The sequence below is a fragment of the Gottfriedia sp. NPDC056225 genome (assembly GCF_042267765.1).
Classification (GTDB): Bacteria; Bacillota; Bacilli; order Bacillales; family Bacillaceae_G; genus Gottfriedia.
Window position 1 is genome coordinate 25,811 of the sequence record NZ_JBHJTJ010000010.1, and the last position, 9,785, is coordinate 35,595.

Annotated in this window: 6 protein-coding genes, 1 pseudogene and 1 other annotated feature; of the genes and pseudogenes, 3 read left to right on the forward strand and 4 right to left on the reverse strand. The window is 33.6% G+C overall.

All coding sequences use genetic code 11. The annotated features are described in order from the left end of the window. The first annotated feature begins 170 nt into the window (after positions 1-170). Complete coding sequence (locus ACFCYN_RS09160) at positions 171-1,727, forward strand: ABC-F family ATP-binding cassette domain-containing protein (RefSeq protein WP_172447293.1); 1,557 nt, start codon at positions 171-173, stop codon at positions 1,725-1,727. Positions 1,728-1,788: 61 nt separating this feature from the next. Here ACFCYN_RS09160 and ACFCYN_RS09165 read toward each other — a convergent pair whose 3' ends face one another. Together ACFCYN_RS09165 and argS are read right to left on the reverse strand one after the other, a co-directional pair. Then, the gene (locus ACFCYN_RS09165; RefSeq protein ID WP_375948868.1) at positions 1,789-2,382 is read right to left on the reverse strand and encodes a nitroreductase family protein; all 594 of its coding nucleotides are present in this window, start codon (positions 2,380-2,382) and stop codon (positions 1,789-1,791) included. Between the two features lie 253 nt (positions 2,383-2,635). Beyond that, positions 2,636-4,324 carry an arginine--tRNA ligase gene (gene argS, locus ACFCYN_RS09170; protein ID WP_375948870.1) on the reverse strand — a complete coding sequence of 563 codons (1,689 nt, stop codon included), beginning with the start codon at positions 4,322-4,324 and terminating at the stop codon, positions 2,636-2,638. A 41-nt stretch (positions 4,325-4,365) separates the two neighbouring features. Beyond that, positions 4,366-4,586: a binding site (T-box leader), on the reverse strand. A 123-nt stretch (positions 4,587-4,709) separates the two neighbouring features. Here argS and ACFCYN_RS09175 point away from each other — a divergent pair. After that, positions 4,710-5,795 carry a tetratricopeptide repeat-containing glycosyltransferase family 2 protein gene (locus ACFCYN_RS09175; RefSeq protein ID WP_216854009.1) on the forward strand — a complete coding sequence of 362 codons (1,086 nt, stop codon included), beginning with the start codon at positions 4,710-4,712 and terminating at the stop codon, positions 5,793-5,795. A 201-nt stretch (positions 5,796-5,996) separates the two neighbouring features. Further along, entirely contained in the window at positions 5,997-7,055 is a 1,059-nt protein-coding gene (locus ACFCYN_RS09180; protein ID WP_375948872.1) for a glycosyltransferase, read from the forward strand. Positions 7,056-7,076: 21 nt separating this feature from the next. Here the strand turns inward: ACFCYN_RS09180 and ACFCYN_RS09185 are convergent, their stop codons facing one another. Both ACFCYN_RS09185 and ACFCYN_RS09190 read right to left on the reverse strand, forming a co-directional pair. Continuing rightward, entirely contained in the window at positions 7,077-8,453 is a 1,377-nt protein-coding gene (locus ACFCYN_RS09185) for a glycosyltransferase (protein ID WP_375948874.1), read from the reverse strand. A gap of 226 nt (positions 8,454-8,679) precedes the next feature. Beyond that, positions 8,680-9,785: pseudogene (locus ACFCYN_RS09190) on the reverse strand (collagen-like protein); the annotation flags it as partial.

A 9,785-nucleotide genomic window follows, 5' to 3' on the forward strand; every position in this document is an offset into this window, starting at 1 on the left:
TTACTATCACTGTATTCCCTGTTTTTCCGTTTTTTCCCTTTTTTGCTATTTTAATTTTATCATTGAACACTCCACCTGTTGCAGACTATAATTAGATGGTGACTGTTTAAATTCCGTTCTAAAAAGAACATAATTATATAAAAATGAAAATATAGAAAAGGTGTCGATCAATGAGTATTTTAACTGTAAAAAACTTAAGTCATGGTTTCGGTGATCGTGCGATTTTTAACGATGTATCATTCCGTTTATTAAAAGGAGAACATATCGGGCTGATCGGTGCGAATGGTGAAGGTAAATCAACTTTCATGAATATCGTTACTGGAAAATTACAGCCAGATGAAGGTAAGGTTGAGTGGTCTAAAAAAGTACGTGTAGGTTATTTAGACCAACATGCTGTTTTACAACCAGGAATGACAATTCGCGACGTATTAAAAAGTGCGTTCCAATATATGTTTGATATGGAAAATGAAATTAATGAGTTATATATGAAAATGGGAGACGCAACTCCAGAAGAAATGGAGAAAATGCTTGAAGATGTAGGAGTACTTCAAGATACTTTAACAAATAATGATTTCTATATTATTGATGCTAAAGTTGAAGAAATTGGTCGTGGTTTAGGATTAGAAGATATCGGACTTGATCGTGATGTAACTGAATTATCTGGTGGTCAACGTTCAAAGGTTCTTCTATCAAAACTTCTTTTAGAAAAACCAGACATCCTATTACTAGATGAGCCTACTAACTATTTAGATGAACAACATATTGAGTGGTTAAAACGTTATTTACAAGAGTATGAAAATGCATTTATTTTGATTTCACATGATATTCCATTTTTAAATAGCGTTATAAACTTAATTTATCATATGGAAAATCAAGAATTAAACCGCTATGTTGGTGATTATGATAATTTCAGAGCAATTCATGAGATGAAAAAATCACAATTAGAATCAGCATATAAACGTCAACAACAAGAAATCTCTGAACTGAAGGATTTCGTTGCTCGTAATAAAGCTCGTGTTTCTACTCGTAATATGGCAATGTCTCGCCAAAAGAAACTTGATAAAATGGACGTAATTGAGCTTGCACGTGAAAAGCCAAAACCTGAATTCCAGTTTAAACCGGCCCGTACTTCAGGTAAATTAATATTTGAAGCAAAAGATTTAGTGATTGGTTATGACGAGCCTCTATCTCAACCTTTAAATCTACGTATGGAACGTGGTCAAAAAATTGCTTTAGTTGGAGCAAATGGTATTGGTAAAACGACCTTAATGCGTAGTTTATTAGGTGATATTAAACCAATTTCCGGTGAAGTTGAACGAGGCGAATTCCTTCACATTGGATATTTTGAACAAGAAGTTAAAGGTGATCATAATAAATCTTGTATTGATGAAGTTTGGGACGAATTCCCTTCTATGACACAATATGAAGTACGTTCTGCACTTGCAAAATGTGGATTAACAACTAAACATATTGAAAGTAAAGTTGCTGTATTAAGTGGTGGGGAAAAAGCAAAGGTTCGTTTATGTAAGCTAATTAATCAAGAAACAAACTTACTTGTACTCGATGAGCCTACAAACCATTTAGATGTAGACGCAAAAGAAGAACTAAAACGTGCATTAAAAGAGTACAAAGGAAGCATTTTAGTAATCTGTCACGAGCCTGAATTCTATGAAGGTTTAGTTACGGATGTATGGAATGGTGAAAATTGGACTACTAAAGTATTTTAATCTAGATAAAGAAAGAGTCCGAAATAATTTTCGGACTCTTTTTTTATTTCGAATCTATATTCTAAAGTGAAATTTTTTGACTAAGCTGAGTAGTCCACTCACTAGGATGTTTTCTTTTCTTCGTACCTTTTGGCAATGTATTTATATACCCTATATGAAGAGCTCCTAATATTTTTCGATTTTCTGGAATCTCCATCTCTTTATAAAATTGCTTATCAAAAATATAAGGATTAGTTCGCCATACCATTCCAATATTCTTTTCCCAAGCCGCTAATTGTAAATTTTGAACAAACGCACAAGTTGCTCCGATTGCTTCTAAATTTCTCTTTTCATTGTCTGAATGATCTGTCGTTATGATTAAATGCATTGGTGTATCTATAATATATGACTTGAAAAATTCAGTCGATTTTTTAATTTTCTCAACTGTGTATGTTTCAGTTAATTCCATTCTTTCATAACTATCTACAATTTTCGAAGCATAATATTCTCTTTCTTTTTGCTCTGAAATCATAATGAATTGCCAAGGCTCTTCTTTACTATGGAAAGGAGCATAAGATGCTGCTTCAAGTAACTCCATCAAAACTTCCGTATTAATTGGATCTTTTTTTGTATCTCTAATTGTTCTTCTATTTTTAATAAAATCTAATATCGACATTGAACGTTATTCTCCTTAGTTTCTAAATAATCTTTATATTTATTATAAATGTAAATGATAATCATTTTCAATAATCTTTTCGTTTTTTAACTATTTTCTTAGACTTTGTTTTTTATGATCGTGAGTTTGTTAAATAATTACTACATAATTCCATATGTATTTATATGTAGTAAAGTTTGGAAGGACTGTGTTTAAGTTCAGATCAAAAAAGAAAACAGGTATTGGAGGATAATTTCTCCAATACCTGTTTTTATTACATTTCTTTTGGAGCACGAATGCCTAATAATCTTAATCCTTCTTCTAATATAACGGAAACAACTTTAATTAATGCCAATCTACTTTCAAGTTGATTATCATTGGTAAGAATATGTGTATTTCCATAATATTTATTAAAGCTTTGAGCTAAGTCAATTGTATATTTTGCGATTACCGACGGTTCAAATTGTTCAAAGCTACGTGAAACTTTATTTGGAAATTCAAGGATTTGCTTGATAATATCCCAACTATAAGAATCGTCAAGTCCCTCTTGTTTACTTACATCATACGATGTTGCTTTTTCTAAAATTGAATTTGTTCTAGCAATTGAATACTGTACGTAAGGGCCGGTTTCCCCTTCAAATTTTAACATCTGTTCAAGTGAGAATTCGATATTGTTCATACGATCATTTTTTAAATCTTGGAAAATGATTGCGCCGACACCGACCATTCTTGCAACTTCTTCTTTATTTTTTAATGTAGGATTTTTATCTGCAATATTTTGACTTGCTAAACTAATTGCTTCCTCAATTACCTCTTCTAAAAGAACAATTTTCCCTTTTCGTGTAGACATTTTTTTACCATTTTGTAGGATTAAACCAAATGGTACGTGAACCATATCTTTAGACCATTCGTACCCCATTTTGTTCAAAACTGTAAATACTTGCTCAAAATGTAGCGCTTGTTCTCCACCAACTACATAGACAGCCTTATCGAAATCGTAAGTTTCTTTACGATAAAGTGCTGCAGCTAAGTCCCGTGTAGCATATAAAGTTGCTCCGTCAGATTTTCTAATTAAGCATGGTGGTAAATCTTTTTCAGTTAATTCAACAACATCGGCACCTTCTGATTCGACCAATAGATTTTTCTGTTCTAGAAGATCAATTATTCGGTCCATTTTATCATTGTAGAATGCTTCTCCGTTAAAGTTATCAAAATTAACACCTAATAAATCGTATACTAACATAAATTCTTTAAGTGATTCTTCACGGAACCATTTCCATAAATGTAATGCTTCTTCGTTTTTCTCCTCTAATTGCTTAAACCAGCTTCTAGCATCTTCCTCAAGTTGAGGCTCATTTTCAACTTCTTCATGAAATTTAATATATAATTTTAAAAGCTCTTTAATTGGATTTTCTTTTACAGCGTCTTGATTACCCCACAGTTTATAAGCTACGATCAATTTTCCAAACTGTGTTCCCCAGTCCCCAAGGTGATTAATTTTTACTGCTTTATAGCCATTTTTTTCTGCAATTTTAGCAATTGAATTTCCAATCATTGTAGAGCGTAAATGCCCCATTGAAAATGGCTTTGCAATATTAGGAGAGGAACAATCAATCGCAACTGTTTTCTCATTTCCATCTATTTGGTTGCCATATTCCTTACCTTGACTGAGAACTAAATCAATGACTTGTTTACTTACTAGTTTTTTATTCAAAAAACAGTTTACATACGGACCGTTCGCTTCAACCTTTTCAATAAGCTCGTGTTTAATCAATGGTGCAACTTCATTGGCGATCATTACAGGAGATTTTCTTAATGCCTTTGCTAATTGGAAACAAGGAAATGCCAAATCACCTTGATCTGCATAATTCGGTTTTTCAATCAGTGCGTTGATTTCAGTTATGGTTAATGCTCCATTTAAAGCTTTTTCGATTTGTTCACTATACAAATTTACATAATTCATTTTTATCAGTCCTCTCTCAAAATAAAAAACCCGTCTCTATCATAAGAGACGGGTTTAAATAATCCGCGGTACCACTCTAATTGTTCAAATATATTGAACCAACTTTAAAATTTGTTAACGAGGTCTTCCCCGGCAAAGTCCTACTACTATTTCAGACCGCTTTTCCGAAGTGCGTTTCATCTTATTCGTCTATTAGGCTTTCACCATCCCTAACTCGCTTAAAGAATAAAAATAAGATTACTCTCTTCATCTAAAAATTTTCAATATTCATTTTTATCATTTAACCATATTCATTCTAGAATTTCAATATTAATCTTAATTTTGAACTCGTTGAATAGCACCTTTTGTTGACAACCTTAATAACATAGAAATTGAGGTGGAATTCATGAATAAAAAACCAATAACGTTAAGCCTTTGTATGATTGTAAAAAATGAAGAAGCTGTGCTTTCAAGATGTTTATCTTCTGTATCTACTATAGTAGACGAAATCATAATTATTGATACAGGTTCGACAGATAAAACAAAAGAAATTGCTAAAAAATTTACAAATTTAATTTATGATTTTACTTGGATAAATGATTTTTCAGCAGCTAGAAATTTTGCTTTTTCAAAAGCTACGAAGGACTATATAATGTGGCTTGATGCAGATGATATTGTTAATGAAGAAAATGCAAAAAAATTACTTAAATTAAAAAAGACATTGACTAAAAATGTCGATGCTGTTGGAATGAAATATCATCTTGCATTTGATGAAAACGGAAATCCAAGTTTTAGTTCTGTACGAAATCGAATCGTTAAGCGTGAAAGAAAATTTAAATGGGTTGGATTCGTGCATGAATATTTAGAAGTTTATGGAGAAATTATTCATTCAGATGCTGCAATCATTCACCATAAAGACAAAGAATACTCAGACCGAAACCTAAAAATATATGAAAATGCAATTGCTTCAGGTAAAGATTTAAGTCCCCGTGACAAATACTATTATGCAAATGAATGCGTTGATCACCAGCTATATGAAAAGGCAATTGAATGGTATGAATTGTTTCTATCTGAAGGAAAAGGTTGGTACGAGGATAATATTCAGGCTTGTGGAAAAATGGCAGACAGCTATCTGTTTATAAACGAATTGGAAAAAGCGATAAGTAGTTGTCTAAGATCTTTTTCATATGATGGACCACGAGGAGAAAACTGCTGTCGATTAGGATTTATGTATCTTCAACAAAGTGATTTTACACGCGCAATTACATGGTATAAGCTTGCTACTCTTGTTGATGTACCAACAACTAGTCCTTTTATAAACCAAGCATGCTACACTTGGTTACCAAACCTACAATTATGCCTCTGCTATAGTCGATTAGGAGATCAAGAGACCGCTAAAAAATATAATGATATCGCTGCAACCTACGTTCCTAATAATCCTTCTGTTTTGCACAATCAAGAATATTTCCGTACTTACTTTAAAAATAAATAAAACACCCCTAAAATTCATTCTTCCTCTTACTCCTTTACGAATAGCTTTATTTGGTTATTATTTTACTACTAACTAATGAGACGAATGAAGGACTTTATATTGTTAAATGAATAGTCGATTGCTGTTAGTATGTAGAATTAATTATTCAAGCCTATTCGATAGTTATAAATTTATCCAAATGAAATAGAAAAGGGTGATAATTTGATTACAGTTAGCTTATGTATGGTTGTACAAAACAACGAAGCTATAATTGAAAGATGTCTTAATTCTGTTACGAATATAGTTGACGAAATTATCATTGTTGATATGATGTCAAACGATCGAACAAATGAAATCGTAAGAAAATTTACTGACCAGATTCATCTTTTGGATGATGACGATGAAGTAGCTGCATTAAATTTTTCAAAATCATTGGCTACTAAAGACTATATTCTTTTACTAAATCCTAGCGAAGTTTTGCTTGAAAATGATCGTTTAAATCTCATCCATTTAAAACAATCACTACGAAATGAGATTTATAATATAGTTGTCGATTATCAAGTTGGATGGGATGAAAAAAATAGACAAAAGATTAGTAGGGTATTCAAAAGATTAGATTCAAATACTCCAACTATGAATTCAACAAATGAATATACTCCTGAATCTGTACAACTTACTAAACTCGTTATTACTGATCTACCTCTAACCCAAAGTACAAAAGAAAATCTTCAAATGTATGAACAAATGTTAAGTAACAACTTAAATTTTACTCCTATGGATTTGTTTTATTATGCAAAAGAGTTAAGTTCAGATGCTCAGTATGATCAATCAATTAAGTATTTCTTAAAGTTCTTAAGATCAAACTATGAATTTGAAGAACATAATATACTAACATGTAACTATATAGCTAATTGTTACCATGAACTCAATCTAAGTGAACTAGAAACTACTTGGTTATTAAGAGCACTTAAATATGGTAATACTCATCCTGAAACTTGTTGTAGATTAGCCTATTTATTTATGAATAAAAATAAAATGGATTCAGCAATTTATTGGTATAAAGAAGCAACACTAAACAAAGTAAACGAAAAATTAATTAATCACAATCCATCATGCACTTCTTGGCTTCCACATTTACAATTGGCTGTTTGCTATGACAGAATCGGTGAGTATTTCCTTGCAAACCATCACAATGAATTAGCTTATCAATTTTATCCAACTCATCCAAGTATTCTTTCAAATCGAGAGTATTTTTCAACACTCATAAATAAAGGCAGCTGAAGTTAACTCAGCTGCTTTTTATCATTTTTTCCTGATTAACATTAACATATAATATATTTCAAGATTAGTAGTTAATTGATTAAGATTAAACCCAAAACTATGGGCTAAGTGGACAACTTCTTCAAAAAACAACTTGATATTTACATCAACATTTATATTTTCATTCTTTTTCGAAATCATTTCAAATTGTTCAGGTGGGAATAGTGTATTTATTGTTAGCGGTGTAAAAAATCTAATCTGATCTTTTTTTAGGATCCCAGCGTGAATATAGTTCCATTGACCTTGTAGTAATTGAAAGAGCACTTCTCCATGTGAGACGTTCGGGACTCTACAAATAATTGAGCCCTTTGGTTTTAATAGTTTAGTGATTTCTTTTATATAATTCCAAGGATCTACAACTTGATTAATAATATTATCAATTATTACTAGATCAAAAAACTCTTCAGGATAGCTATCTGGCACTTCGTTAATAGCGATTGAATCCACCCTATTATAAAATTGCAATGCAATTGAGGATAATGCCGCATCAGTTTCTGTACCATATAAGTCGCACTTATATAGATTTTTTATTTCGAGACCTGTTGCTCCAGCTGTACAGCCTAGCTCTAATATATTTTTAACACCATTTGGTACCAAATCAATAATATCATTTTTTGGATACCCTATATCAATTAAATTATTTCCCCATTTTTCAATATATTTCATTCTATTTTCTATATATAGTTGTGTAATATTTATATCACTATTTCCATTAAATGTCATATGCCCGTAATGATGAACAAATGAATCTAATGCAATATGCATTTCAAATCCTTCTAAAATAGTTCTTAAACAAATATCATCATCTTCAAACGAACCTAACTTAAACCTTTCATCAAATCCAATTAATTTTTCTATTAATTCCCTTCTTACTAATAAACAAAAACCTACTAATCGTAGCGCTTGCTTAGACATACCTTTTACGCTTGCACAATACCTTAATGAAAATTCATTAATTTCCTGATCGTTTTGATAATCAACATTGATTCGTTGCAAACCACTTACATAATTACTAACCGGTCCAACCATTCCAATCTTTTCATTACTGTACAAAAGTTTAAGCATTGCTTCTAGCCAATTTTCTGTAACAATCGTGTCATTATTTAAAAATAAAATATTTTCACCGGTTGCAACTTCAATTCCTTGATTACAGCCTTTAGCAAACCCCATATTTATCTCATTAAAGATTGTAATAAAGGAAGGTTTACTTTTTAAATATTCTCGTGTTCCATCTGTCGATCCATTATCAATAACTATAATTTCAACTTCATCTTCTTTTGTATACTTTGCAATGCTTTCAAAGCATTTTTTCGATACTTCGAGTTGATTATAAGTTAAAATAATTATACTAGTTTTCATTGTAAGCACCTTCTTAAAATCTCACTCTTTCAATTTATGCCTCTTAATTTTCCAAATGACACATACATTAATTAACATATTCAAAAGTAGATTATTTGGTTAGTACAAATTCAATACTAAAGCTAATAAAAAAAGTCCTCATTCACTATTCGAATAGATTACTATTGAATAATTAATGAGGACGGTCGTTATCTCATGATAGACCAATTATCACTAAGTGTGATTGTTAAACAATACGGTGAACTGACCAACTTATACCTGCTGTATTGTTCCCACCTAAAGTAAGCGGAATTGTTAATCCGTCTGCATTGTAGAATAGACCAATCACATCTCCCGCAGTTAATTGTAAGTCTCCAGCAATTGTGACAGTTCCATCACCAAGAATAGCTCTTAGAGTAAGGACTAATGCAACATTTACATCTAAGATTGGTATTAATCCACTTAACAAATCAGCTGTTGTAGGTGATGTTCTACGGAACACAAATGAAGGATTGACTCCTGCTCCAAGTGATACTGATATAGTTGCAGTTGTAGAGTAGCTAATTGTTGCTTCAAAAGTATAACGTCCAGTTGTTGGAACAGTGAAATTGCCATTCGTTGGGTTAAACGTTGTACCATTGAAAAATGGATTTGCAACACTCCATCCTGTTAACTGAGTAGAAGTAGAAGTACTAACCGTCGGTAAAAATGCCGAAAAGCCGTCAGAAAGTACATTTGGACCTGTTGCTCCCGTTGAACCTGTCACGCCTGTTGAACCTGTCACGCCTGTTGAACCTGTTACGCCTGTTGAACCTGTTACGCCTGTTGAACCTGTTGCTCCTGTTGCTCCTGCTGGACCTGTTGCTCCGTCTGCTCCTGTTGCTCCTGCTGGACCCGTTGCTCCCGCTGGACCTGTCGCTCCATCTGCTCCTGTTGCTCCCGCTGGGCCTGTTGCTCCCGCTGGGCCTGTCGCTCCGTCTGCTCCTGTTGCTCCTGTTGCTCCCGCTGGACCCGTTGCTCCCGCTGGACCTGTTGCTCCCGCTGCGCCTGTCGCTCCGTCTGCTCCTGTTGCTCCTGCTGGACCTGTCGCTCCATCTGCTCCTGTTGCTCCGTCTGCTCCTGTTGGACCTGTTGGGCCTCCTGAAGGACCTGTTGCTCCCGCTGGACCCGTTGCTCCCGCTGGACCTGTCGCTCCATCTGCTCCTGTTGCTCCTGCTGGACCTGTCGCTCCATCTGCTCCTGTTGCTCCTGCTGGACCTGTCGCTCCGTCTGCTCCTGTTGCTCCCGCTGCGCCTGTCGCTCCGTCTGCTCCTGTTGCTCCCGCTGGGCCTGTCGCTCCGTCTGCTCCTGTTG

What these genes read in the sequence shown, in the direction of transcription:
- argS (WP_375948870.1), bottom strand. Translation starts at nt 4,324, where the DNA reads ATGAATTATGTAAATTTGTATAGTGAACAAATCGAAAAAGCTTTAAAT.
- ACFCYN_RS09160 (WP_172447293.1), top strand. Translation starts at nt 171, where the DNA reads ATGAGTATTTTAACTGTAAAAAACTTAAGTCATGGTTTCGGTGATCGT.
- ACFCYN_RS09175 (WP_216854009.1), top strand. Translation starts at nt 4,710, where the DNA reads ATGAATAAAAAACCAATAACGTTAAGCCTTTGTATGATTGTAAAAAAT.
- ACFCYN_RS09165 (WP_375948868.1), bottom strand. Translation starts at nt 2,382, where the DNA reads ATGTCGATATTAGATTTTATTAAAAATAGAAGAACAATTAGAGATACA.
- ACFCYN_RS09185 (WP_375948874.1), bottom strand. Translation starts at nt 8,453, where the DNA reads ATGAAAACTAGTATAATTATTTTAACTTATAATCAACTCGAAGTATCG.